Origin of the sequence: Pontibacter vulgaris, from assembly GCF_022758145.1 — a bacterium.
GTDB lineage: Bacteria > Bacteroidota > Bacteroidia > Cytophagales > Hymenobacteraceae > Pontibacter > Pontibacter vulgaris.
Genome location: NZ_JAJVDH010000002.1, coordinates 747602 through 773623 on the forward strand (window position 1 = coordinate 747602; position 26022 = coordinate 773623).

A 26022-nucleotide genomic window follows, 5' to 3' on the forward strand; every position below is an offset into this window, starting at 1 on the left:
AAACGGGCCTGCCATACTTGTGGCAGGCCCGTTTGCTTTTATAGGTCTCCGGGTTTTGACCGTTGGAGTAACATCCAGTATAACCTGGAAACTATAGTTGCGGTAAACCAATGAAGTATAAAAGAGAAAGCTATGACAGAAAAACCGCAAATTGTTAATAACATACATGCAGCTACTTTAATAGGAGCAGGGCTTAGCAGTTACTTCCTGAACAAGAGCAGGCCTAAAACCGCTTTAATTCCGCCGGCAGTTGGTGGCTCGCTGTTGCTGTTGAGCAATGGCCTGAAAAAAGGAAATAAGTCGGTGGCCCATGTGGCTGTGCTGGAAACCGCAGCATTACTGGTACAAACCACCCGCATGTTTCTGCAAGCCGCCATGCCCAACGAAGAAACAGAAGCTAAGTTAGGCAAACAAACACTGCAAAGGCGTTCGCTCGTATTTGGCTTGATGAGTATAACAGGCCTGGCCGCTGTAAGTATTTATGTGGCAGGCTTTATAGAAAAGCGAAGAAAAAGTTATTAAAAGTATATCGAAGTATAAACACAAAGCGGGCGCAACCTCTGAGGTTGCGCCCGCTTTGTGTTGAAGTATAAAGTATGTTTAAAAACCTACCGCCAGGTCGTCGCCGCGTGGGTCAGCGCCTCCTTCCATTTTGCCATCCGGGCGAACCAGTATAGCATCTATTCGGCCAAAACGACCGCGCTCGGTCAGCTTATAGCCTTTACCGGTAAGTATGGTACGTACTTCCGGCGTAATGGCGTCCGCTTCGTGTTGTATCTCGTCGGGTAGCCACTGGTGGTGGAAGCGTGGAGCCGCAACAGCTTCCTGCATCGTCATGCCATGCTCTACCACGTTCAGGATCGCCTGAAAAACCTGCGTGATGATAGTAGAACCGCCAGGTGTACCTACAACCATGTATAATTTACCATCTTTCTCTACTATAGTTGGTGTCATAGAGCTGAGCATGCGTTTGCCAGGTTCAATGGCATTAGCAGTGCCACCTACCAGGCCAAACATATTTGGTACGCCCGGCTTCACACTGAAATCATCCATTTCGTTGTTTAGTAAAAAGCCAGCGCCCTGTACCACTACTTTAGAACCGTAGCTGCCATTGAGGGTGGTAGTAATAGAAACTGCATTACCTGCCTGATCTACAATACTGAAGTGTGTTGTTTGCTCTGACTCCTTCGGAGCAAATTCACCGGCCTTAACAGCAGAGGATGCAGTAGCCTGATCCATACTAAAGTCAGCCATGCGGGCTTTCAGGTATTCTGGCTGCAGCATGTCCTGCACCGGAACCTTAACAAAATCAGGGTCGCCGAGGTAGGTGGCTCGGTCAGCGTATACGCGTCTTTCAGCCTCTGTCATTACCTGTATGGTTTTGGCTTGCTGCCAGCCAGACTGTTTCAGGTTGTAAGGTGCTACCATGTTCAGGAGTTGCAGCAAAGCTACACCACCGCTGGATGGCGGCGCCATTGAGATTATTTTATAGTCTTTATAGTTGCCTGTTACAGGCGTACGCCAAACCGAAGTATAGTTTTTAAGGTCTTGTTTAGAGATAATGCCACCACCAGTTTTCATTTCCTGCACAATCAGGTCGGCTGTTTCACCGGCATAAAATCCATCACGGCCCTTATCGCGGATGCGCTCCAGGGTACGGGCCAGATCGTGGTGACGCAGGGTATCGCCTGCTTTCCAGTCTGTTTGTTGCTTTACCAGGTAAGGCAGGTGCTTGTTATACTTCAGGAAGTAGTCTTTATTTCCGTTAAGGCCAGCGGCTTCTTTGGCAGTTAAAACAATGCCACGTTTTGCTAGGTCAATAGCTGGTTGAACAAGGTCTTTCCAGGGCAGGGAGCCCATTTTCTGGTGTAGCTTTACCATGCCGTCTACCGCGCCTGGTACGCCGGAGGCCAGATGGCCAAGCTTGCTCAGGTCATCGATTGGGTTGCCGGCAGCATCGAGGTACATATCACGGCTGGCTGTTGTTGGAGCCATTTCGCGGTAATCGAGGCCGCCTGTTTCTCCGGTGTGATGACGGTATACCACAAATCCGCCACCGCCAATATTACCGGCAGCAGGAAAGCATACTGCTAAGGCAAATTGTGTAGCAACTGCAGCATCGTAAGCGTTACCGCCTTTTCGTAGTATCTCCAGGCCAATGCGCGACGCATCAGGGTGGGCAGAAACTACCATGGCCTTATCAGCTACCACGCCCTGCTTCTGCGATTGCGGTTTATTGCCTGTGGCGCAGCCTGAAAGTATACTTAGCAGCCAGACGCAAAGTATAAAGTATGAACCTGAAATCGTTTTAAAAGAGTATTTTATACTTTGCTGCATAAGAAGAGTGTTTGTTTAGAGGAGGTAAAATAAAAAACGCCGGCTGTAAAAACAACCGGCGTCTCATTTTATACTTTGGTTCTGCTTATTTAAGATCTTTCTCGATAACAGCTACTGCCTCCTCTACATAAATATCTTTCTGCAGATTTTTCAGGAAGTCTTTGCTGCGGGCAGCTTTGGCAGTATCGCCGCTTACGGCCTGCAGGTCCTGCTGCAAACGGTTTACATTTAGTACCGGCACATTTTTCTGAGCTTCCTCAAAACGTTTTGCCTGTGCTTCAGCTTTCTTTTCTTCCTGCAGGTATTCTGTATACTTAAGCGAGCGTACAGTATTGTCAGATTGCTGCTTCAGGCGCTGGCCGCTTTCCTTTATCAGGGTAAAGCTTTGGTTACCAGAAATACGGTTTCGGCTATTGGCCTGTACCTGAGCTATGTTCACTTTGCTCTTTGTCCAAGGCTTAAATTTGGCCGGAGCAATTTCATCAAACGGAAGCGGATACTCCTGATCTTTTTCGCCAAACTCCAGGAAGCTATACGCATCAGGCAGCACTACATCGGGCTTAACGCCACGCAGCTGCGTTGTACCACCGTTTATGCGGTAGAATTTCTGGGTAGTAAGTTTAAGTGCGCCAAAAGGTTTAAACGTATCGAATTGGGCAGGCAGGGCTTCATCCAGCTCAAAGAATTGCTGTACTGTACCTTTACCATAAGTAGGGCTACCTACAATCACAGCACGTTTATAGTCTTGCATGGCAGCTGCCAGAATTTCGGAAGCTGATGCGCTGTTAGAGTTAACCATAATTACCAGCGGTCCGCCATATTGTACCTGTGGGTCGCGGTCGTCTAACACTACAGCTTTGCCGGCAGCAGTTTTAACCTGAACTATAGGACCCTGATCGATAAACAAACCAGCCATTTCAATAGCATCGGCCAGCGAGCCACCACCGTTGTTGCGCAGGTCAAGTATAAGCCCTTGCATACCGGCAGCTTTCAGCTTCTCAATTTCACGTTTCACATCGGCACCACTGTTAGGGCCACCTTTGTTCTCGAAATCAGCATAAAAACCTGGTAGTTTAATGTAACCGATCTTTTGCTTATCGTTGATCATGGCTGACTGCGCGTACGTTTCTTCAAACACGATCACGTCGCGGATAATTGAAATTACTTTAGTAGAGCCATTCGGTTTTTTAACAGTTAGGCGTACTTCGGTGCCTTTTTTACCTCTGATCAGTTGTATTGCATCGTCAATGCGCATGCCTTCTATCAGTACAGGCTCGCCGTTACCCTGTGCTACTTTCTGGATCGCATCGCCTGGTTTCAGGTCGCCCTGCAGGTAAGATGGGCTGCCGGGTACAATTTCTGCCACTTTAATCTGGCCGTCTTTTTCCTGCAACGAAGCTCCTATACCTTCCAGGCGGCCAGTAAATTCGATATCGAAATCAGACTTGGCCTTTGGAGGGAAATAACCGCTGTGCGGGTCGTACACATTTGTGATGGCGTTGATGTAGGTGGCGCGGCGGTCTTCTTTGTTTACTTTAGCTAAACGCTCATACAGGTCGTCATAAGTTTTAAGTACACGCTGGCGCGCGTCAGCTTCCATTTGTTCAAAAGTCTTCTGCTCTTTTTTAGCATCTTTGGCAGTAGCTTTTTCCTGCTCTTTCTGCATATCAGCCAAACGTACCAGGGTCTGGTACTTCAGTTGCTTGCGCCATGCTTCTTTCAGGGCAGCCTTGTCTTTGGCAAAGCTTAGTTTCTTCCCATCGAGTTCTATATTTTCAGCCTGGTTAAAATCAAATGGCTTAGCCAAAATCTCTTTATAGTAAGCCTGCGACTCTTTGGTGCGCTTCTCCATCAGGTCTGCAGATACATCAAAAAGCTCATAAGAGCCTTGCTGTAATTGATCGTCGATAGCAGTTTCATACTTGCGCAGCATGGCTACGTCAGACTCCAACAGGAATTTTTTGTTGTAATCCAGGCGCTCCAGGTACAGGGCAAATACTTTTTTAGAAAATGCATCATCTACCTTCTCAGGGCTGTAGTGCCCTTGCGATAAACCCTGCATCACAGTTTTTATCAGTATTTCGTTTTTATCTTCCGGTGTGCCCTTTTTTGTATAAAGTATAAAAGAGCCGGTAAGAAGTATAACTGCCAAAACCGACAGTAATATTTTAAATCTAGTTGTCAAGGATAGCATCTATTAACGTTAGTTGGATTCTATTAAAGCTATTACGCAAAATTAGTGCCGCTAACCAGCACAATTGCGCATCAAGAGTGTAATGTACTATAAAAAGCTAAAAAATCATGGCTTTTACGCTTTAAATCAGCTCTGCTTTCTTAGCAATACAATGTACATACGTGCATTGGCAGCTTATATTACAACTGTAAATTGAAATTTTTCGTTTCCGAGTCATACTATTTCCGGCTGCTATGCAACAACAAACCGCTCTACCGGATGTTTTGACCTGTGAGGCATCTAAAAATAAAAGTATAGATGCTGCAGCCTGAAAGGTTATTTACAGGAAGGAGTATAAAGCAGAAGTATACTTCTCTGTATGCCTGTTGCAAGTACAAATTAAGTAGCCTGTTCAGGCTGGCGGCGGTGCAAAAAATGATAAAGGAAGTAAAGAGCATGAAAAGAATACTTTTTTTTGGTGACAGCCTGACAGCAGGGTATGGGTTAAGGGCATCGCAGGCATTTCCTGCTCTTATACAGGAGCGCCTGAAAGAAAACGGCTACCAAGATTATGTAGTAGTAAATGCAGGACTGAGCGGCGATACAACAGCAGGTGGCGTGCATCGTGTGGATAGATGGCTAAACGAGCCGGTTGATATTTTTGTATTGGGCTTAGGAGCAAACGATGGACTGCGCGGTATACCTACCCGTGAAACAACCCAAAACCTGCAGCAAATACTTGATAAAGTAAAACACAAACACCCTGAAGCTAAGGTTATACTTGCAGGCCTCGAGATTCCTGACATTGTGCCGGGGCGCTATGCTGCCGAGTTTCGTGTTTTGTTCCGGGAACTATCCATCAGTAATAACATTTCCTTTATTCCTTTTTTGCTGGAAGGGGTAGCCGGTGTACCACATTTAAACCTGCCCGACCGCGTGCACCCTAATGCCGAAGGACAGAAAATACTGGCCAACCATACTTGGGCTGTGCTGAAAGATCTGCTTTAGATAAAGTATAAACCGAGGCCATCTACACTAACTTGGCCTCGGTTTATACTTTATAGCTTGCTTATTTTTTTAGATCCAGGCGGAAGCGCATGGCTTGTTCCATCTGGGCCTGCATTTCTTTGCGGGCATTCTGAACCCATAAGTTAAATGGAGCCATGTTGTTTTGAGGCACATCTTTAATAACTTCATCAAAGTCCTCTATCGCATCCTGTTGGGCTTCTATTGCGCTGTCCCAGTACGCTTTGTCAAACTTGTCTGTTGTTGTTGCGGTTAGCTTCTTTACATCTTCCTGGTCATCATCGTCCATGGCGGTTGGCAGCGTTAGGTTGTGCTGTTTTGCCATATCGGCTAATTCTTTTTGCCTGGTAGTATAAAGCTGGGTAATCTTCTGGCCGTATTGCTTTATCTCAGCAGATACGCCTTTTTGTGCTGCTACTTTAGCCAGTGCCAACTGCAACTGTGTATGTTCGTACGCTTCGCCTATAAACTCTTTTTGCTCATTGGTAAGCGTAGTGTCCATTGGTGCTGCTGTAGCAGTTGTGTCTGCAGTGGTATCGGCAGGTGCGGTGGTAGTTGTAGTCTCGCCAGCCTCTTCTTTTTTGCCCGAATCGGTGTTACAGGCCGTAAATATGCTGGTTCCTGCCAGGTATACTACAGCCATTATTAGTTTTTTCATAGCATTATACTTTAAGTACAGATTGTTATACCTAAAGCATACGCAGCTACAGAAAATTGTTTACTGGTGTGCCTGCTTGCGGCGGGTAAGTATAGTTTGCAGGTTTGTTCGCGAAAGTGGTTTTTTAATAAAGCCGATTACCGAATCGTACTGGCTGATACGCTCTTTATGGTCTTCTTCATCTGAAGAGGAGAACATAGATATGGCCGTATTGTAAACGTTGTGATAACCTAAGTTGTGGTAACAGTGCAGGAAATCAAACCCGTCTAAATCGGGCATGTTGATGTCGAGCAGGATAAGGTCCGGGAACGGGGCGGCTTTGTTGTTACTGAAGTTTTGTAAAAGATCGAGAGCTTCCTGTGCGCTTTGGCAAACTGAAATTAAGTTACCGGCATTGGCATCTTCTAAAACGATCTGTGAAAAAACATTATTGATCTCGTCGTCATCAATAATGAGTATATGGTTGAGTTTATTCATCTAAATCCTTCCCTTCTAATCTGGCAGCTGGCAATATACTTCGGAAAGGCTGGTATACAAAATGTTATTTAGTGAAGGACTTTTAAGAAATTATTATGCAACAATAATTTACAGGTGAATAGACCATTTACTGATGTAAATGGTAATTTTAAAATGGTGAAGGATGCCGATAATATTGCAGAGGTATAAAAAAGCCCGGTTGTTTAAAACAGCCGGGCTCTTTTTTATACTTTAAAATTGGCTTAGTAATAAATATGCTCTCCACGGTTTTTCTGGAAGTGCTGCTCGAAATAACGGGCATCTTCAGGTGTACGAGGGTTAAATCCTAATACAATGTTACCTTCTTTAATACCGCTTTCATATACTTTAGCACGCTCTTCTGGTATACCGGCACCAACCAAAGCACCAATTAAACCACCTGTTAAACCACCTGCACCTGCACCTGCCAGACCAGCTGCCAGCGGGCCAGCCACAATAAGGCCAAGGCCAGGAATAGCAACTGATGTACCGATAGCCGCAATAGCACCAACAATGGCACCAAGTGTACCACCAATGGCAGAACCTGCACCGGCACCTTCTAATGATTTATTGCCTAACTCTGTAGTGTTATCTTTATCATCGGCACCGAAGTGGCGCTTACGTGCATCATCAGACATTACCACGTTTATATCATCCTTGTCATAACCTCGCGCACGTAGTTCGTTGAATGCCTGCTCGGCACTGTTTCTGTCTCTGAACATGGCGGTCATCATACCTGCCTTATCTCTGTTTGTCATAGTTTTAATTGTTTTAATTGGAGTCACATATGCTACTTGTTATAAAATAGCTGATTCATACTAACGGCAATATGGGGCTAGAGTTACGGTTACAGTTATAACTTTATACCTGCTTAGCTGTTTATTCAGGTTGCAGAGCCATCTATTGTGGTAGTATGTAGTTACGGGATGCGGGCTAATTTTCTTTATTAGCAGGCGGCATACGCACTTTGTCCACTACATGAATTACACCGTTTGCTGCTGCCAGATCGGGTGTTACAATTTGTGCATCATCTATAAGCAGCTTGTCGCTTTCGGTAGTGATTTTAGCATGGCCTCCTTGAGCAGTTTTTATGTGCTGCACACTTTTCAGGTCTGATGACATGACTACAGAGGGCACAATGTGGTACTGCAGTAACTTTACCAGCTCTGTTTTATTTTCGGGCATGAGCAAACTTTCCAATTTGCCGGCGGGCAGTGCGGCAAAAGCATCATTAGTTGGGGCGAAAATGGTGTAAGTGCCCGGGCCCTGCAGCATAGTTGTTAAATTGGCTGCTTCTATAGTTCTTAAAAACCTGGAAAGGTTGGGTTGGGTCTTGATGACAGCTATAAGGTTTCCGGCAGTTTGTGTATCTGCAGTAGTAGTTGAGTCGCCGGTTTCCATTACCTGGTCTTCTGCAATAGGTTCGGAGTTGTCGGTGGTGGTATCGGTGTCGGGGTTGGTAGCACAGCTGAAAAAAGTAAGCCCCGCTGTTACCAGCAGGGCCATATATTTTAAAAGTGACTTTTCCATAGCTTTCAGGTTTCGCGTTAAAGAAATAACATCATCTATTATACTTTAACTTGCCTAAAGCTATTTTGTTGATAGCTGCACTTTACAATTCTGTAAGCAGGAGCAAGGCCGCAGGTATACTCTACTTTATACTTAGCGAATAAAACAGCGGTGTTTAAACGCCCTTGCTGCTGTAAACTTTAACAACAAAAACGTAATCTTTTAACTTCTTCAGCTGCTGTGGTCTGCTGTTGCCGGTCAGGTTGTTTTTCTTTGGTAAAGTTAACGGGGCCAGCGTAGCTGCTGCAGGCAGTTCAGCTATCATTTCAAGCAGGTAAGTAGATTTTACAGCAAATGCCGCACCTTCCTGGCCCACCTGCTTACCGCTGATAATTCCAATCATATTGCCTTTATCATCCAGCAAAGGGCCGCCGGAGTTACCCGGGTTAAGCGGAATTGAGATCTGGTAAGAAGTGGTATCGCCTTCGAAACCCGATGTTGAGCTCAGTGCTCCTTCACCAAAAACAATGTCTTCGCGCGGATAACCTAAAGTATAAACCCGTTCACCCAGATCAGCTTCAGCATTTTTGAAAGTATAAGGCAATTTGCCAAAACCCGTAAAAGCAGGGTCAGCTATGTGAAGTATGGATAGATCATTGTCATGATCTCGGTATACTTCGGTTACTTTATACTTTAGCCCGGATTTGTTTTCAATCATCACAGAGTCAGCACCTTCCAGAACGTGTGAACTTGTAACAATATACCCGTCAGAGCTGATGGCGAAACCAGTACCACTGAAACGGGCCGGGCGCGGAGCAGGCTTTACAGATGGGTCTACACTATTGATATCGTTGATAATAGCACGCTGCTCTTTTTTAATTTTCTCTACTTCGCGGCGTAGCTCTACGTAACGGGCTGTTTGCTGGCGAACCGGTGCTTTTAATTGCTGCACGCTCCAAAGTGTGCCGAAAACTGAAAGCAGGGATACACTTGCTGCTACGGCTATAGTTTGCGCATGGCGCTTCCAGTATACTTTCCAGATTTGCGCTGATTGCGGAGTTGCCTCCTGAGCCAGGTCGAAGTCAGCTTCCATCTCGGCGTGAAGATTATTCAGCTTATGCTTTAATGTCTGGCGCTGGCCGTAATGCTGCATGGCCTGCAGGAGTTGTGCATGTTCCTGTACTTTGGTTGCAAGCCGTGGGTCGGTTTGCAGTAAAGCCTCAAAGGCGGCCCGCTCTTCTGCTGCCATGGCGCCGTTTAAGTAGCGCTCTATCTGCTCATACATGCCGTAGTCCTTCATCTTTGTTTTGTTCTTGGCCTTTCGCAAGGCGGGTACTAATACTTGTTACTGGTGCAGCTTATACTTCTGGTTTATAGGCTGCAAAAAATAATTTCTTTAAGCGCTGCAGGCATTTATACTTCTGGTTTTTGGCTGTATCGGTGTTGGTATAGCCAAACTTATCGGTAATGTCCTGCATGTTCTGCATCCGGATGTAATAGTCTTCGAGCAAGCTGCGGCAAGGCTCGCCAATCTGGCCCAGCGCATCGGCCATTACACCAAACTGCCGCTCATTTTCCTCGTGTTTCTGCACATCCTCCTCCAGTGTCTGAAACTCTTCGGAGTCATCAATGCGATTTGCAAAGCGACCTTTCTCGGCAAGGCGTTTCAACCATAGCCTTCTGCATACAGAGTAGAGGTAGGTTTTTATCTGGCAGCTTAACTCCAGGCTATTATCCTTTATTTTCTCATAGAAAACGATAACGCCTTCCTGGTAAATATCCTTGGCTTCGTCATCGGTTCCGCTGTTACTCAGTATAAAATGAGATATCATCGGGAAATGAAGTTTGTACAGGTAAGCCAGCGCTCTGTCATCGTTTCGCCGGATGCCCTGAATTATCGCCTCGTCCGTCTCATACAAACTCTTCTTCATTCCGTTCAAGTTTTAATACGCTTTTAGTCTGTTTGTAACCCACCGAAAAAATATTTTAAATTTTTTTTAAAACGTGGGTTACCTATGGTTCATTCTGGTATGAAGTTCAAAACCGAAACCAAAATACTTAATCAGAATCAAAAAAATGAAAAATTCAATCAAATTCGCATTCGTTGCTCTTGCCCTTACTGCTTTCACTGCTTGCGAAAACAAAGAAGCTGCTACTGAAACTGAAGCAACTACAACTGAAGAAACTACTGTAACTGAAGAAACTACTGTTGATACAGCTGCTACAACTGTAGATACTACAACTACTACAACTACTACTACTGACTCTGCTACAACTGTTCAGTAATTAGTATCAGAACTAAGCCTTTTAGCTTATAGTTCTAAAAGCACACAAAAGGGCCCCATGCCATCAGGCGCGGGGCCCTTTTGTTTTTTGTGCCTGCTTAAAAAAGCAGCTATAAAGTATAAAGGCCGGCTACAGTAGCCGGCCTTTATACTTTTATACGCAGGCAATCTAGCGTCTCTCTTTTTTGCGGCGCTGCATCTCTTTATTAATGAGCAGAAACTCGCGGCTGCTCTGGCCTGCAATAGCTGTGTTCTCGTTAGCACGGCGCAGCAGGTAAGGCATTACAGCCTCAACCGGACCGTAAGGTACATACTTGGCTACATTATAGCCGGCATGCGCCAGGTTATACGACAGGTTATCGCTCATACCAAACAGCTGGGCAAAGTATATGCGCTCATCGCCGGGAGCAATGTTATACTTGTTCATCAGCTCGATTAATAAGTAGGAGCTTTTCTCGTTGTGCGTGCCGGCGCAAATGGCAATGCGGTCCAGGTGTTCCATGCAGAAGCGGAGCGCATCATCAAAAAGTTTATCGGACGCTTCTTTCGAAATGTTGATCGGGCTTTGGTAACCTTGCTCCTGGGCACGCTTGCGCTCTTTTTCCATGTAGGCGCCGCGCACCAGTTTGCCACCCAGGTAGTAACCACGTGCTACCGCATTTTCATAATCGCGCTTAATGGCATCCAGGCGGTCGTGGCGGTAGAGTTGGTAGGTGTTGTAAACTATGGCTTTCTCTTTATTATAGAGCTCCATCATTTCATAGGTCAGCAGGTCTATGGTTTCCTGTATCCAGCTTTCTTCGGCATCAACAAAAACACGCACATCGGCTTCAAAGCAACGCTGGCATATGGCATTTATGCGGTCGCGGCCGCGTTCAAAGGCCGCGCGTTCGTTAGCGCTAAGTTCCTGCCTGGCCTGTACTTTCTCCAGCAGTTTTATATCTACCAGGCCGGTTACCTTAAACACCGAAAATGGTATGTGCTTGTTTCCGCGTGCTTTTTCTACTGTGCGCAGAATTTCGTCGCGGGTGTGGTCAAAGCTTTGTTCGGAGCCTTCGCCCTCCACGGAGTAATCCAGGATGGTGCCGATGTTATACTTGCCCAGTTCCTGTATGGCACGCTCTGACTCCTGTATGGTTTCGCCGCCGCAGAAGTGGTTAAAAATTGTTGGCTTAATAATAAATTTAACCGGCAGGTGCAGTTTCAGGGCCGTGTTTAGGAGGCCTCCGCCCACTTTAACAAACATGTTGCTGTTCATCGATTTAAACAGCAGGTACATTTTATATAGCTCAGCGTTGGATTTTGATGAGAAAGCGACAGCGGTGTCGTCGAATGATACGTTGGTAACCGGGTTCATGAAAAGTATAAGTTAGCAGCTGCAAAGATAGTGCATCCGTTAATTTAAACCGCATAATTACCTGTTGTTTTGGATTGTACACTGCCCGGAGCCGATAATAAACTACTCTGCGTGCATTGCTGTTGTATTTGAGTTAACTTTGCGACAAGATTTAGCATTGATGAATTTTAATAATAAAGACACCTATTTCAGCCGTTTGCTATCGGAGCGCGGCAAGCCTTTGCTGATTGCGGGCCCATGCAGCGCAGAAAGCGAGGCACAGGTAATGCAGACAGCCGAGGCCCTGAAAAATCAGCACATTCACCTGTTCCGGGCAGGCATCTGGAAACCGCGTTCGCGCCCTAATTCTTTTGAAGGCATTGGGCTGGACGGGCTGCAATGGCTGGGCCGCGTAAAGCGCGAACTGGGCTTGCGTGTGACCACAGAAGTTGCCAACACAAAACACGTGGAAGAAGCCTTAAAGCAGGGGATTGATGTGTTGTGGATTGGTGCCCGAACTACCGTAAACCCTTTTGCCGTGCAGGAAATTGCCGATGCATTGCAGGGAGCTAACGTGCCGGTTATGGTAAAAAACCCGGTTAACCCGGATCTGGCACTGTGGATCGGGGCGATAGAGCGTATTTATAATTCCGGCATTACCGATCTGGCGGCCATCCACAGGGGGTTCTCGTCTTACCAGAAAACAAAGTATAGAAATGCGCCGGTCTGGCAAATTCCGATAGAGCTGAAAGCCCAGTTCCAGGGCATGCCTGTTATAGTTGACCCCAGCCATATTGCCGGTAACCGCGAGCTGATATTTCCGGTGTCGCAGAAAGCGCTTGACTTGGGCTATGATGGCGTGATGATAGAAACGCACCCTGATCCGGCAAATGCCCTGAGCGATGCCGAACAACAGGTAACGCCTGCTGCCCTGGCCGTTATACTTAGCAAACTGCAGGTGCGCAAAACCAATTATGATGATGCCGACCTGGTAAACCGCGCCGAAGAACTACGCCTGCAAATTGACGCAGCCGATCATGAAATAATTGCTGCACTGGCTAAACGTATGGCACTGGTTGAGCAAATAGGCGAGTATAAAAAACTGAACAATGTACAGGTGCTGCAATTGGAGCGCTGGAAAGAGATTTTCAGATCGAGGGCAGATTGGGCAGCGGAAGCAGGTATAAACCCGGCTTTTGTTGAAGAGCTTTATAAACTGATTCATGTGGAATCTATCCGGCAACAGACGGAAGTAATGAAGAAGGAAGTATAAAACAGAAAGAGAAGCCTCATTAGCTTCTCTTTCTGTTAAGGCAAAGTATAAATTCAATTATACATTGTTTTTCTTTCTGCTGAAGTAACTCTCAGCCACTACAGCAATTAATACAAATATACCGGCTCCAATTGCTTGCGCCAGTTCTGGCAAGCTGAGCGGGTGCAAGCCAAAAAACTTATCCAGGAAAGGAGTATAAATAGCGGCTATCTGCAACAGGAAAGTAAGCGTGGCCATTAGTATAATCAGCGGATTTGTGTTAAGCGAGAATGGCGAGTGGCCGTAAGCCCTGAGGCCGAGTGCGTGCCCGATCTGGGTAAAACCTATAGTAGCGAAAATCATGGTTTGCCAGCGCGTGTCCTGCAGGTTGGCCGGATCAAAGTATAAAGCACCCATACATAAGGTAAGGGCCGCAATCAACACACCGGACCAGGATACGTGTATAACATCGTTTTTCTTAAGCACAGACTGATTTGGTGATCGGGGCGGACGTTGCATGGTATCGGCTTCTGCGGGTTCTGTTCCTAAACCTAGTCCCATCAGGCCATCGGTTAGCAGGTTTAGCCAAAGCAATTGCAACGGACTTAAGGCTACATTTATACTTAGTAAGGGAGCGCATAGCATTACCAGTACCTTGCCCAGGTTACCACCCAGCGAAAACTTCACAAAACGGATCAGGTTATCATAGATTACGCGGCCCTCTTCTACGGCTGCAACTATGGTAGCAAAGTTATCATCGAGCAGTACCATGTCGGAGGCTTCTTTGGCTACATCTGTACCCGTTATGCCCATGGCTACGCCAATATTAGCTGTTTTCAGAGCGGGTGAGTCGTTTACACCGTCGCCAGTCATGGCTACTACTTCGCCTTTTTTCTGAAGCATTTCCACAATCCGCAACTTATCTTCCGGCGACACGCGCGCGTAAATTGATACCCGCGATACCACTTCCTCCAGCTCAGCTTCTGAAAGGTTATTCAGCATTTCGCCGGTTACGGCTTCAGGATTGTCGGTGATGTGCAGTTCTTTGGCAATGGCAGAAGCTGTTAGCGGGTGGTCGCCTGTGATCATGATCGGGCGGATGCCGGCAGTACGACAGGTTGCAACTGCTGATTTAACGGCTGCACGGGGCGGGTCAATTATCCCCATCATGCCTACAAACGTGAGTTTTTCTTCCAGCGTCTGGCCATTATTTTTAGGCTCCTGCAGCTTTCTGAAAGCGATACCTAACACCCGCATGCCATTTTGGGCAAGCTCGTTGTTTGCCTCCAGCAGCCTGTTATACCAGTCAGGAGTCATTTGTTCTGACCGGCCATTCAGCCATACTTTGTCCGTTATTTTAAGCAGACTATCTACAGCCCCCTTGGTACAGGCAAAGTATGGAGAGCGGGAAAAATGTTCGAACGCAGGAAATTGAGAACCATCAGCAATCACCTGATGCACGGTAGTCATGCGTTTGCGGTTCGAATCGAAGGGCTCTTCGTGCACACGTGGCAAATATTGCCCTATAGTTTCCTTCTGAAATCCGGCTCGGCTGGCGGCCAGCAGCAAAGCTCCTTCGGTTGGGTCTCCAATTACCTGTGTTTCTTTTCCATCCTCGTTTTTAAGTATACTATCGTTGCAAAGTATACCAATGGTAAGCGCCAACGCTGCTCTTTCAGGTACCTTTATACTTCCGTTACTTGAGAAATCGATCTGCTCATCGGGTAGGTTTATAGTTGTTACCGTCATCCGGTTTTCGGTGAGCGTGCCGGTTTTATCAGAACAGATGATGGTAACAGAGCCAAGGGTTTCCACAGCTGGCAGTTTTCTCATTAAGGCATTTCGCTTCAGCATGCGTTGTGCCCCGATAGCCAGCGTAATGGTAACTACTGCCGGAAGGCCTTCGGGTACAACAGCAACTGCCAGACTCACAGCCGTCAGGAACATATCCTCCAACGGTTCCCCAATCAGTAACCCAATAACCAGCATGAGCGCGGCGGCTGCAAAACCAAGTATAGCCAGTAGTTTGCCAAGCTGGTCGAGTTGCTTTTGGAGGGGTGTTTGCTTGGTGTCTACTTCCTGGAGAAGATCAGCAATTTTACCCAGTTCGGTTTGCATGCCGGTACCCACCACTACAGCTATGCCCCGGCCATAGGCCACATTTGTGCCCAGGTATACCATGTTCTTACGGTCGCCGAGCGGCATGTCGGGTTTCGTGAGCGCTGCCGATTCTTTTTCTACTGCCTCTGATTCGCCTGTAAGTGCCGCCTCCTGCACGCGCAGGTTAGCACTCTCCAATACCCGCATATCAGCCGGAACCACGTTGCCAGCCTCAAGCATTACTATATCGCCTGGCACCAGTTCCTGCGCCGATAGTTCATGTACCATGCCCTCGCGCCGTGCTCTTACTGTTGGCACCACCATGCGCTTAAGAGCAGCCATCGCTTTTTCAGCCCTGTATTCCTGTATAAAACCCAGCACCCCGAACAAAACCACAATAGCAAGTATGGCTATCGTTTCAATGTCTTTTCCTAAGAAAGCGGAAATAATAGCCGCTACAACCAAGATCAGCACCATTGTTTGCGTAAACTGTTCCCACAGCATGCGGAGCGGGCCTTTGCCGGCACGTTCCTGCAATTGGTTGTAGCCATACTTTGTTAACCGCTCACTTGCTTCAGAATCACTGAGCCCGTTCTCTGAAGAACCCAGGTTTTTAAGAACCTCACTTGCGGATTGTGTATGCCAGTTACTCATGATATGCCGGTTATAGTGGTGTGCTAAAGTTGTAAAAGCAAATTTTATAGTTGTAAGTAAATTATAAGGTGTTGGTTTAAAGGGTTATATAGTGTAAGTAACTTTATTGTTTCGATTATGTTTTAAGTAGTAGTTTATACGAATGCCAGGCCACAGGAAATACTTTGCTGCTGGCTGTATCATCGCGTATCTTTGTATACATTCATTTAAAGTATGAGCAAAGTATAAATTGCCTGTACTTCCCGAATCTAACTTATACTTTGCTTTCGCCTTTAAGGAGCGCAGGCAAGAGAACAAGAGCATGAATACTGTACATATTGGCGCTGATGCCTTATCCCAGCTTGCTGAAAACCTGCGAAACCGTGCATTTAGTAAGGTGGCTGTGCTGGTTGATGAAAATACCTTACACCACTGCTACCCGCTGGTAAAGCCATACTTGCCGGAGCACGACCTTATCCGGATCCAAAGCGGCGAAGAGCACAAAACTTTGCAAACGTGCGAGTACATCTGGCAACGCATGACGGAGCTGAACCTGGACCGCTGGTCGGTGCTGGTGAATTTAGGTGGAGGCGTAATAGGCGATATGGGTGGTTTTTGTGCAGCCGTGTTTAAGCGCGGGTTATACTTTGTGCAGGTGCCAACTACGCTGCTGGCCCAGGTAGATGCCAGTGTGGGCGGCAAAACCGGTATCGATTTCCACGGACTCAAAAACCATATCGGCGTTTACCAGGAGCCACAGGCGGTATTTATTTATCCCCCGTTTTTACAAACACTTTCGCCGCGGCAAATTAAATCCGGGTATGCCGAGATCATTAAACATTGGCTTATTGCTGATGCTGGCGCTTTTCAGGAGCAACGCCATGTAGGTTTGTTTACCGAGGATTGGGAAGAACTGATACGGCACTCGGTAAGTATAAAATCCAGGGTAGTGGAGGCAGACCCGCTGGAAGGTGGCTACCGCAAAGTGCTTAATTTTGGACATACCGTTGGGCATGCCGTAGAAAGTTATTTACTGGAAAAACCTGGCCGCGAACTGCTACACGGCGAAGCTATTGCCATTGGTATGCTGTGCGAAGCTTATTTATCAGTAAAAAAAGAATTGCTGACGCAGCAGGAACTGGACAGGATAGAGACTTTTCTGATTTCAATTTATGAAAAGGTGCAGTTAAGTGACGATGATATAAAAACACTGGCCTTTTTAACATTGCAGGATAAGAAGAATACCCGTACTACTATAAACTGTACCTTGCTTAATGGCATTGGCAGCGCCGTATACGACCAGCCTGTTACAGTGCAGGAAATTCAGGAATCCTTACGTTATTATTCATTACTATGAGCAATTGCCTCACCCTTAGCCACGCAAATGGCATACTTAAAGGAAGTATAAACCTGCCTGCATCTAAAAGCGAGGCCAACCGTGCGCTCATTATTTCTGCTTTATCCGGCGCCGGGGCACAACTGCATAACCTTTCCGAAGCTAACGATACCCAACTGCTGCAACGCCTGCTGAAAAGCGATGCTGAAGCAATAGATGCAGAAGATGCCGGCACTGTAATGCGTTTTTTAACAGCGTATTATGCTATAACGGGCCAGCAAAAAACGCTTACCGGAACTGCCCGCATGTGCAAGCGGCCTATAAAAGTATTGGTTGATGCCTTACGCGAACTTGGTGCAAGTATAGATTACTTGGGAGAAGAGGGTTATCCACCGCTAAAAATAAATGGCTTTGAAGGAAATGGCAACAATACCTTAAAGATCCGAAGCGACATTAGTAGCCAGTATATTTCTGCTTTGCTGATGATAGCGCCGCTGTTACCTGATGGCCTTGAACTGGAGTTGGAAGGCAAGATCGGATCGAGGCCATACATCGAAATGACGCTCTCGCTGATGAAGGAATTTGGCGTTGAAGCTGATTTTACTGGCAATAAAATTACAGTTGCGCATCAGAAGTATAAACCGGCATCCTATACCATAGAGCCCGATTGGTCTGCGGCGAGTTACTGGTATAGTATGGTGGCGCTGGCACGCGAGGCTGATATTTTTCTGCCCGGCTTAAAGCAGCAGTCTTTGCAGGGCGACAGGGCAATTGCAGATATTATGAACCGGCTGGGCGTTTATACTTTGTTCTCGGAAGATGGGGTGCAGTTAATAAAAAAGCACCATGAAAAAGTAGTGGCTTTTGACTTTACACATTGCCCCGATCTGGCCCAGACTATAGTTGCGCTTTGTGCCGCATTGGGTGTTACCATTGATATGACCGGGGTTGAAAGCCTTCGCATAAAAGAAACCGATCGCATCCAGGCCTTGCAAATAGAGGTGCTGAGCATGGGCACATCGCTGCAGGAAATTACGGCGGGTGTTTTCCGGATGGAGCCTGCATTGCTTACAAAACGCGAGCTGACTTTCCGGACGTACCAGGACCATCGCATGGCTATGGCTTTTGCGCCGATTGCCTTACTGGAGCCTGTACATATACAAGACCCGGGCGTGGTGCGTAAATCGTACCCGCGTTTCTGGGAAGACCTGGAGAAAGTAGGATTTGAAGTGAAGTATGACTACTAGCAGGCGTTTATATGGCGATGCCAACCTGATAGAAGAACAGCTCAGGCAGATGGAACTGGTTGAAACTGCTGCCGGCGGCTGGGCTTCTGTGTATAAAAATCCTGAAACGGGTGCTTTCTGGATGAAGTATTACGCTACAGCCGCAACGCAGGGCGGAGGTTATCTAACGCTGCTCAAATTACCAGTTCCCACTACAGATGAGTTGATACAAATAGCCATTCATACTCTTTTTGAGGATGAAATGGTAGCTGCTATACTTCGCCTGCTGGATGAAGAACAGATTGAAAAGAAGGATTTTCGGCTGCCATTGATAGAGAAACTGGAAGAACTGAACCTGGCCAATTCGGAAGAAAAAAGGCGGGCGCAGCAACTTATAAAACTAGCCGCCCTTGATGACCCCATGAACCGGCGCGAGTTGCTACATAAAACAGCCGAAGAGGTTAAGAAAGAGGCTGCATACTTCCAACGTATAGCTGAAAGAGCGCAGCGACTGTTAAAACTACCTGAATAATTACAAATCTCCTTTTACCTCCTGCATAAGCCTCTGCAGGTAAGCCGGCGCCTGTAATAACCTGCTGCCGTACCAACTAAACATTTCGCCATCCACTATTTTTATACTTGCCTGTGGGCAGAGTTCTTTAAACTCGGTTATATGTTTTTCATGAAAGGGGTAAGGCTCCGACGATAAAAGTATAAGCTGTGGATTAGCCTGCTGTAATTTCCCGGGAGTAATTTCAGGATAGCGGTCTAAATCAGCGAAAGCATTTTCCAAGCCACAGTGGCAGAGTATATGATGAATAAAATTGTTGCCCCCAACAGCCATATAAGGTTTGCGCCAGATAAAATAAGCTGTTTTTATACTTTGCTGCGCTGGCTGTAAGTTTTCAAAACCAGATTTTATACTTTGTATGAGTTGGCCGGCTTTTGCTTCTGTGCCTGTCAGTTGGCTTACCTGCTGCATCATTTCCAGCGCATCCTGTAAAGTATAAATATCGCTCATCCATACTTTATACTTTGCCTGCAGTTGCTCAATTCCTTCTTTATAGTTCTCTTCCTTATTCCCGATGATCAGGTCGGGTTGCAGCTGGTCTATTACATCAAACTTAAAATTTTTGGTGCCGCCAACTATGGTTTTATACTTTACCTGCTCCCTTGGGTGAATGCAGAATTTTGTAATGCCAACTATCCGATCTCCTAGGCCCAGGTCAAAAAGCAATTCGGTTTGCGACGGCACCAATGATACAATGCGCTTAGGCAAGTATGGCAGCGTTATCTGGTGGCCTGTTTGGTCCATGGTTATCACTTCAGGTAAGTATAAATTATAGAAACTATAAACCCCATAGTTCTTTCGATACCATGGGGTTTATAGTTGTAAAATATGGTAGAATGTTATTTCAGGTAACGGAAATCCTGCTTGTCTTCTATCTTAAGTATAGTTTCGTAAATAAGGTCGATCACATTCTGAACATCATTTTTGTGCACGGTTTCTACGGTGGTGTGCATATACTTCAGCGGCAACGAAATAAGTGCCGATGCCACACCTGCATTAGAGTATGCAAAAGCATCGGTATCGGTGCCTGTAGCACGTGAAACAGCCGAGCGCTGGAATGGTATTTCTTTCTCTTTTGCCGTGTTGATGATCAGATCGCGCACGTTGTTTTGTACGGCAGGGCCATAAGCAATTACAGGGCCTTTGCCGCAATGGATATCGCCACTGTTCTTTTTGTCGTACATTGGCGACTGCGTATCATGGGTTACGTCGGTAATAATGGCTACATCCGGGTTAATGCGGTGTGCGATCATTTCGGCGCCACGCAAGCCAATTTCTTCCTGCACAGCATTTACAATGTATAAACCAAACGGCAGTTTGTGCTTGCGCTCTTTTATCATGCGGGCCACTTCGGCAATCATAAAGCCACCGATACGGTTATCCAGGGCACGGCCAACGTAGAACTTGTCGTTCATAACGGTAAACTCGTCTTCGAAAGTAGCTACGCAACCAACGTGTATGCCCATTTCTTCCACTTCTTCACGGCTGCTGGCGCCGCAGTCAAGGAACACGGTTTCTAAAGTTGGAGCCTTGTCGTTTTCTACTTTTCGCACGTGTATGGCCGGCCATCCGAAAATAGCTTTTACAACACCTTTTGAAGTATAAATATTTACGCGTTTTGATGGCGCGATCAGGGCATCGGAGCCGCCGTTGCGCTTCAGGTAAATATAACCTTCGGGTGTAATGTAGTTTACAAACCAGGAGATTTCATCGGCGTGTGCCTCAATCACAACTTTATAGTCTGCTTCCGGATTTATAACACCTACAACAGTACCGTATGTATCTACAAAGTACTCATCAATATATGGTTTTACATACTCTAACCATAGTTTCTGGCCTTCTACCTCGAAACCGGTCGGGGAGGAGTTATTTAAATATTTCTCAAGGAAATCGAATGATTCTTGTCGCATCAATGTCAGTTAACAATTATCAATAATTAATTATCAGAGATAACGGGCAGCAGCAGGCTTTGTTCACAGCCGCTCTTTAAACGCTGTTATAACGGAATATTGCCGTGCTTCTTGCGTGGTAACTGCACAGCCTTATTTTCCAGCATTTTAAATGCCTTGATCAGCTTGGCTCTTGTTTCAGAAGGCGTAATTACCTCATCTATAAAGCCACGGTGAGCCGCACGGTATGGTGTGGCAAACTTGTCTTTATACTCCTGTACTTTCTCAGCCAGTTTAGCTGCAGGGTCTTCAGCAGTTGCAATTTCACGTTTGAAGATGATCTCGGCCGCACCTTGCGCACCCATTACCGCAATTTCGGCAGTTGGCCAGGCATAGTTCATATCAGCACCAATGTGCTTGGAGTTCATTACATCATAAGCACCACCATAAGCTTTGCGGGTAATTACAGTAATGCGCGGCACCGTAGCTTCGCAGAATGCATAAAGCAACTTGGCGCCGTTGGTAATAATGCCACGCCATTCCTGGTCGGTGCCCGGCAGGAAGCCCGGAACGTCTTCCAGAACAAGCAGTGGTACGTTAAAGCTGTCGCAGAAACGAACGAAGCGGGCTGCTTTGGTGCTGGCATTAATATCAAGTACGCCGGCAAGTACGGCTGGCTGGTTACCAACTATACCTATACTGCGGCCACCCAAACGGGCAAAGCCTACTACTATGTTCTCGCCAAAGTTTTTATGTACTTCAAAGAATGAATCTGTATCAATTATACCTTCAATTACCTCACGTATATCGTAAGGCTGGTTCGGGTTTTCAGGTATGATAGTATCAAGTACAGAGCGGGTTTCATCGGCCTGTGGTTCGTAAGGAACAAAAGGAGGCAGCTCTTCGCAGTTTTGCGGAATATAGCTAAGCAGTGTTTTAATGTAATTGATACACTCTACCTCGTTGGCGCAGGAGAAGTGCGTAACACCGCTTTTAGAACTATGGGTGCTGGCACCACCAAGTTCTTCAGAAGTTACATTCTCATGCGTTACCGTTTTTACTACGTTCGGGCCTGTTACAAACATATAAGAGGTGTTTTCCACCATCATGATAAAGTCTGTAATGGCCGGAGAGTATACTGCACCACCAGCGCATGGACCCATAATAGCCGAAATCTGCGGGATTACACCCGAAGCCAGCGTATTACGGTAGAAAATATCGGCATAACCGCCAAGCGATACCACACCCTCCTGGATACGGGCGCCACCAGAATCGTTGAGGCCAATAACCGGAGCGCCGTTTTTCATGGCCAGTTCCATTATCTTCACAATCTTCTCGGCGTGAGTTTCGGAAAGCGAACCACCTAAAACTGTAAAGTCTTGTGAAAAAACATACACCAGGCGGCCATTAATGGTACCATAACCTGTAACCACACCATCGCCCAGGAAATACTGTTTATCAAGGCCGAAATCTTTAGAACGGTGCATCACAAACTTGCCAACTTCCTCAAAAGAGTTTTCATCCATTAACAGGTGGATACGCTCTCGGGCGGTTAATTTTCCTTTCTGGTGTTGTGCATCTATTCTGTCTTGTCCTCCGCCCAAAAGCGCCTCGGCGTTCTTACGCTCCAGCGTTTCGATCTGGCTTTGTCTGATTTCTCCTGCCATGTATGTAATTGTATAGCTTACTTGTGTAGTTCTGAATGTATTGTGTTTCAAATTTAAAAACTCTGCTCCTAAATCTGCTACAATTGCATTATTTTTTAAATATATAGCTTCTATAAATATAACTATAAACAAAAAGGCCGCCCTGGTTGGGCGGCCTTTTGCTATGTTTTAAATTGAATTAATCTTTCGATTTATCTCCGTCAGTAGACTTGGTAGGCTCTTTTTCTTCCTCCCCGTCGTCAGAAGCGCCTTTGGCTTTTTTGCCGTTGTTCTTCTTTGAAGTGAAAGTAAGCTTGTCGTCGCCTTCTTTATAATCTACCATAAGGGTGTCGCCTTGTGCTACTTCGGCTTTCAGTATTTCTTCCGCAATCGGATCTTCGATATACTTCTGAATAGCACGGTTAAGCGGACGGGCGCCATACTTCGGATCGTAACCTTTCTCAGCCACAAAATCTTTCGCTTTGTTGGTAAGATCGATCTTGTAACCAAGTGTTTCGATACGCTTGAACAGCTTGCTGAGCGAGATCTCGATGATCTTGTGCATATCCTCACGGTTAAGGGAGTTAAACACGATCACATCATCCAAACGGTTCAGGAACTCAGGCGAGAATGTTTTCTTAAGGGCACTTGCAATAGTACCTTTCATAATATCATCCACGTTCTCCTGCTTGGTCTTCGACATGAAACCAATACCGGCACCAAAGTCCTGCAGATCACGGGCACCAATGTTAGAAGTCATGATGATGATCGTGTTACGGAAGTCAACCTTGCGGCCTAAACCATCTGTAAGTATACCATCATCCAGCACTTGCAACAACAGGTTATAAACATCCGGGTGCGCTTTTTCAATCTCATCCAGCAATACCACAGAGTATGGCTTGCGGCGGATCTTCTCGGTAAGCTGGCCACCTTCTTCGTAACCAACGTAGCCCGGAGGCGCTCCCACCAAGCGAGATACACTGAATTTCTCCATGTACTCACTCATGTCTATACGAACCAACGCATCTTCTTTGTCGAACAGGTAAGTAGCCAGTACTTTTGCAAGCTCTGTTTTACCTACCCCTGTCGGGCCAAGGAATACGAACGAACCGATAGGCTTTTTAGGGTCTTTCAGGCCAACGCGCGTACGCTGGATCGCTTTCACCAATTGCTTGATGGCTTTCTCCTGTCCGATAACCTTTCCGCCCAGTTCATCAGCCATGTTCAGTAACTTCTGGCCTTCATTCTGAGCAATACGCTTAACCGGAATACCTGTCATCATGGCAATAACTTCTGCCACATTTTCCTCTTTTACAGTATAGCGCTTCTTTTTAGTTTCTTCTTCCCAGTTGCGTTTTGCAGTTTCCAGCTGGTCGATGAGTTTTTTCTCTTTATCGCGTAGCTGGGCAGCTTCTTCATACTTCTGGCTCTTCACTACACGGTTTTTCTCACCTTTGATATTTTCTATTTGCTCCTCGAGCTTCAGAATATCTTCCGGCACCACAATGTTGTTGATGTGCACACGCGCACCGGCTTCATCTAGGATATCGATTGCTTTATCTGGTAAGAAACGGTCGCTCATGTAACGGTCGCTTAACTTAACGCAGGCTTCAATAGCCTTGTCGGTATAGTTAACGTGGTGGTGGTCCTGGTACTTGTCTTTGATGTTATTCAGGATCTCGATAGTTTCTTCAGGCGTTGTAGGGTCAACCATAACTACCTGGAAACGACGGGCCAAAGCGCCATCTTTTTCAATGTACTGGCGATACTCATCTAGTGTAGTAGCACCGATGCATTGGATCTCGCCACGGGCAAGGGCTGGTTTAAACATGTTAGAGGCATCCAGTGAGCCGGAAGCGCCACCGGCACCAACTATAGTATGCAGCTCATCAATGAACAGGATCACATCCGGAGATTTTTCCAGCTCATTCATTACAGCCTTCATACGCTCTTCAAACTGGCCTCTGTACTTTGTGCCGGCTACCAGCGATGCCAGGTCCAGGGTAACTACACGCTTGTTGAAAAGCACGCGGCTTACCTTTTTCTGGATAATGCGCAGGGCTAAGCCTTCGGCAATGGCAGTTTTACCAACACCAGGCTCACCAATAAGTATAGGGTTGTTTTTCTTGCGGCGGCTTAGTACCTGGGCCACGCGCTCAATTTCTTTTTCACGGCCAACTATTGGGTCCAGCTTGTCTTCTTCAGCCAGCTTGGTCAAGTCGCGGCCAAAGTTATCGAGCACCGGAGTGCGCGATTTTTCGCCGGGTTTCTTGCTTGTGCTGCTGCCAGAGCGAGAAGAGCTACCAAATAATTTGTCTGAGTCATCAGAATCGTCTGTATCTGACGATGCAAGCGGATTATTGCTATGATAATCCAGCGAGTCTCTTATTGCTTCGTAGTTCACGTTAAATTTCGCTAATATTTGTGAAGAAATATTGTCTTCATCCCGCAGGATGGATAATAAGAGGTGTTCGGTGCCAATAATATCGCTCTTGAAGATTTTGGCCTCCAGGTACGTGATTTTTAACACCTTCTCCGTTTGCTTTGTAAGCGGGATACTGCCGGTAATGTTGCTGTTTTGCGAAGCTGTATTTCGGGTAGCTTGTTCTAAAGCGTACTTAAGTTCATCTATCGAAACGCCAAGCTTTTTAAGCAGGGCAATGGCGGTACCTTCTCCTTCCCGTATCATGCCCAGCACCAGGTGTTCAGTGCCAATGTAATCATGACCAAGTCGAATAGCTTCCTCACGGCTGAGTGATATGACCTCTTTCACTCGGTTTGAGAATTTAGCTTCCATGTATACTATATTAATCTAAAAAAAGTCTAAAATTGATAATTGGTTGTGGCTACCACGAGAAGCCTAATTTTAAACAAGCCAGAGAGAACAAATGTTCATCTGAAAGGCATACTTACTGTATAAAAGAAAGTGACTTTGGACCCTGTGTAAACAACAAGTCAATTATACTTAACTCTGGTACAAATTGTTTGCCAAATACTTGTGTATAGGGTTTTACGTGCAAATTGTCAGTATAGATTTTGGGATGGATCTTATTCCTTAAATCTGTCACGTTTTCAGGTACTTCTACCTGGTAAGCATCTGTGAAATGCAATTGTTTGCCTAGCTTAAGAAATTTTAAGTAAAGGCGCAAGAGGTTAACGTTCAGCTCAAACAAATATTTCGGCTGCTGCTCATATACTTCCCGAATATAGTCACTATAAAATTCAAAATAAGGAGCCCGGCCATAAGCTGCCTGTATGGTGCGCCAGTGCACATTATACCACTTCTGGCTGTAATCTATTTCTATGTCAGTAATCCGGATCTTTTCTTTGCTGTTGCCCCTGAGTATAGGTATGCTTAGCGGAACCACGCCCTGCGCTGTAAGTACGTGGCAGCGGTTTCGGTAGCTTTGTTTTACATAGTTCTCGTGCTGCTCTATTAGCAGACTGTCGGCGCGCAGGGCATGCCAGAAGTATTGCACGGGTGGGTTGTAGTGGATTTCGGTTAAGAGAATCAAACGATTTGGGAATTACGAATTAAGAAATACGAATT

General features: G+C 46.2%; 22 protein-coding genes. 7 read left to right on the forward strand and 15 right to left on the reverse strand.

The genetic code is table 11. The features are described 5' to 3' along the window. Nucleotides 1-132: 132 nt before the first annotated feature. Nucleotides 133-522: a hypothetical protein gene (locus tag LWP20_RS04415; RefSeq protein WP_242926897.1), complete on the forward strand. Its 390-nt coding sequence runs from the start codon at nt 133-135 to the stop codon at nt 520-522. Nucleotides 523-600: 78 nt separating this feature from the next. Here the strand turns inward: LWP20_RS04415 and ggt are convergent, their stop codons facing one another. Both ggt and LWP20_RS04425 read right to left on the reverse strand, forming a co-directional pair. Next, nucleotides 601-2337, reverse strand: a complete 1737-nt coding sequence (gene ggt / locus LWP20_RS04420) for a gamma-glutamyltransferase (RefSeq protein WP_437179397.1) — start codon at nt 2335-2337, stop codon at nt 601-603. An 85-nt stretch (nt 2338-2422) separates the two neighbouring features. Further along, nucleotides 2423-4489 carry a carboxy terminal-processing peptidase gene (locus LWP20_RS04425; RefSeq protein WP_242926898.1) on the reverse strand — a complete coding sequence of 689 codons (2067 nt, stop codon included), beginning with the start codon at nt 4487-4489 and terminating at the stop codon, nt 2423-2425. A 477-nt stretch (nt 4490-4966) separates the two neighbouring features. On the opposite strand from LWP20_RS04425, the gene LWP20_RS04430 reads away from it, so the two are divergent. Next, a complete protein-coding gene (locus LWP20_RS04430; RefSeq protein WP_242926899.1) occupies nt 4967-5518 on the forward strand; it encodes an arylesterase in 552 nt (183 codons plus the stop codon). 61 nt (nt 5519-5579) lie between these two features. Here LWP20_RS04430 and LWP20_RS04435 read toward each other — a convergent pair whose 3' ends face one another. The 6 genes from LWP20_RS04435 to LWP20_RS04460 form a co-directional block, all read right to left on the reverse strand. Next, the gene (locus tag LWP20_RS04435; protein WP_242926900.1) at nt 5580-6194 is read right to left on the reverse strand and encodes a DUF4142 domain-containing protein; all 615 of its coding nucleotides are present in this window, start codon (nt 6192-6194) and stop codon (nt 5580-5582) included. 60 nt (nt 6195-6254) lie between these two features. Further along, a complete protein-coding gene (locus LWP20_RS04440) occupies nt 6255-6671 on the reverse strand; it encodes a response regulator (RefSeq protein WP_242926901.1) in 417 nt (138 codons plus the stop codon). Between the two features lie 242 nt (nt 6672-6913). Further along, complete coding sequence (locus LWP20_RS04445; RefSeq protein ID WP_242926902.1) at nt 6914-7447, reverse strand: general stress protein; 534 nt, start codon at nt 7445-7447, stop codon at nt 6914-6916. A gap of 175 nt (nt 7448-7622) precedes the next feature. Next, nucleotides 7623-8219: a fasciclin domain-containing protein gene (locus LWP20_RS04450; RefSeq protein WP_242926903.1), complete on the reverse strand. Its 597-nt coding sequence runs from the start codon at nt 8217-8219 to the stop codon at nt 7623-7625. Between the two features lie 154 nt (nt 8220-8373). Beyond that, nucleotides 8374-9498 carry a S1 family peptidase gene (locus LWP20_RS04455; RefSeq protein ID WP_242926904.1) on the reverse strand — a complete coding sequence of 375 codons (1125 nt, stop codon included), beginning with the start codon at nt 9496-9498 and terminating at the stop codon, nt 8374-8376. Between the two features lie 58 nt (nt 9499-9556). Then, nucleotides 9557-10129: an RNA polymerase sigma factor gene (locus LWP20_RS04460; RefSeq protein WP_242926905.1), complete on the reverse strand. Its 573-nt coding sequence runs from the start codon at nt 10127-10129 to the stop codon at nt 9557-9559. Between the two features lie 145 nt (nt 10130-10274). Here LWP20_RS04460 and LWP20_RS04465 point away from each other — a divergent pair, with 145 nt between their 5' ends. Continuing rightward, entirely contained in the window at nt 10275-10484 is a 210-nt protein-coding gene (locus LWP20_RS04465; RefSeq protein ID WP_242926906.1) for a hypothetical protein, read from the forward strand. 168 nt (nt 10485-10652) lie between these two features. On the opposite strand, the gene LWP20_RS04470 is transcribed toward LWP20_RS04465, so the two are convergent. Then, nucleotides 10653-11840: a proline dehydrogenase family protein gene (locus LWP20_RS04470; protein WP_242926907.1), complete on the reverse strand. Its 1188-nt coding sequence runs from the start codon at nt 11838-11840 to the stop codon at nt 10653-10655. Between the two features lie 160 nt (nt 11841-12000). On the opposite strand from LWP20_RS04470, the gene LWP20_RS04475 reads away from it, so the two are divergent. Next, nucleotides 12001-13092, forward strand: coding sequence for a bifunctional 3-deoxy-7-phosphoheptulonate synthase/chorismate mutase type II (locus LWP20_RS04475; protein ID WP_242926908.1), 1092 nt, complete (start codon nt 12001-12003; stop codon nt 13090-13092). A 57-nt stretch (nt 13093-13149) separates the two neighbouring features. Here LWP20_RS04475 and LWP20_RS04480 read toward each other — a convergent pair whose 3' ends face one another. After that, nucleotides 13150-15825, reverse strand: a complete 2676-nt coding sequence (locus tag LWP20_RS04480) for a cation-translocating P-type ATPase (protein ID WP_242926909.1) — start codon at nt 15823-15825, stop codon at nt 13150-13152. 301 nt (nt 15826-16126) lie between these two features. Here LWP20_RS04480 and aroB point away from each other — a divergent pair, with 301 nt between their 5' ends. The 3 genes from aroB to LWP20_RS04495 are packed head-to-tail and all read left to right on the forward strand — an operon-like array spanning nt 16127 to nt 18898. Next, nucleotides 16127-17161, forward strand: coding sequence for a 3-dehydroquinate synthase (gene aroB / locus LWP20_RS04485; RefSeq protein WP_242926910.1), 1035 nt, complete (start codon nt 16127-16129; stop codon nt 17159-17161). After that, nucleotides 17158-18387: a 3-phosphoshikimate 1-carboxyvinyltransferase gene (locus tag LWP20_RS04490; RefSeq protein ID WP_242926911.1), complete on the forward strand. Its 1230-nt coding sequence runs from the start codon at nt 17158-17160 to the stop codon at nt 18385-18387. Before aroB ends, LWP20_RS04490 begins: the two co-directional genes overlap by 4 nt. Continuing rightward, nucleotides 18377-18898 (forward strand): Imm27 family immunity protein, encoded by a 522-nt coding sequence (locus LWP20_RS04495; RefSeq protein WP_242926912.1) that lies wholly within the window; start codon nt 18377-18379, stop codon nt 18896-18898. The genes LWP20_RS04490 and LWP20_RS04495 overlap by 11 nt, the downstream gene beginning before the upstream one ends. Here LWP20_RS04495 and LWP20_RS04500 read toward each other — a convergent pair whose 3' ends face one another. From LWP20_RS04500 to LWP20_RS04520, 5 genes are all read right to left on the reverse strand, one after another. Then, nucleotides 18899-19681: an ABC transporter substrate-binding protein gene (locus LWP20_RS04500; protein ID WP_242926913.1), complete on the reverse strand. Its 783-nt coding sequence runs from the start codon at nt 19679-19681 to the stop codon at nt 18899-18901. A gap of 95 nt (nt 19682-19776) precedes the next feature. After that, entirely contained in the window at nt 19777-20847 is a 1071-nt protein-coding gene (locus LWP20_RS04505; RefSeq protein WP_242926914.1) for a M42 family metallopeptidase, read from the reverse strand. 86 nt (nt 20848-20933) lie between these two features. Then, nucleotides 20934-22493 (reverse strand): acyl-CoA carboxylase subunit beta, encoded by a 1560-nt coding sequence (locus LWP20_RS04510; RefSeq protein ID WP_242926915.1) that lies wholly within the window; start codon nt 22491-22493, stop codon nt 20934-20936. Between the two features lie 178 nt (nt 22494-22671). After that, nucleotides 22672-25269, reverse strand: a complete 2598-nt coding sequence (locus LWP20_RS04515) for an ATP-dependent Clp protease ATP-binding subunit (protein ID WP_242926916.1) — start codon at nt 25267-25269, stop codon at nt 22672-22674. 112 nt (nt 25270-25381) lie between these two features. Next, nucleotides 25382-25987, reverse strand: coding sequence for a WbqC family protein (locus tag LWP20_RS04520; RefSeq protein WP_242926917.1), 606 nt, complete (start codon nt 25985-25987; stop codon nt 25382-25384). Between the last annotated feature and the right edge of the window lie 35 nt (nt 25988-26022).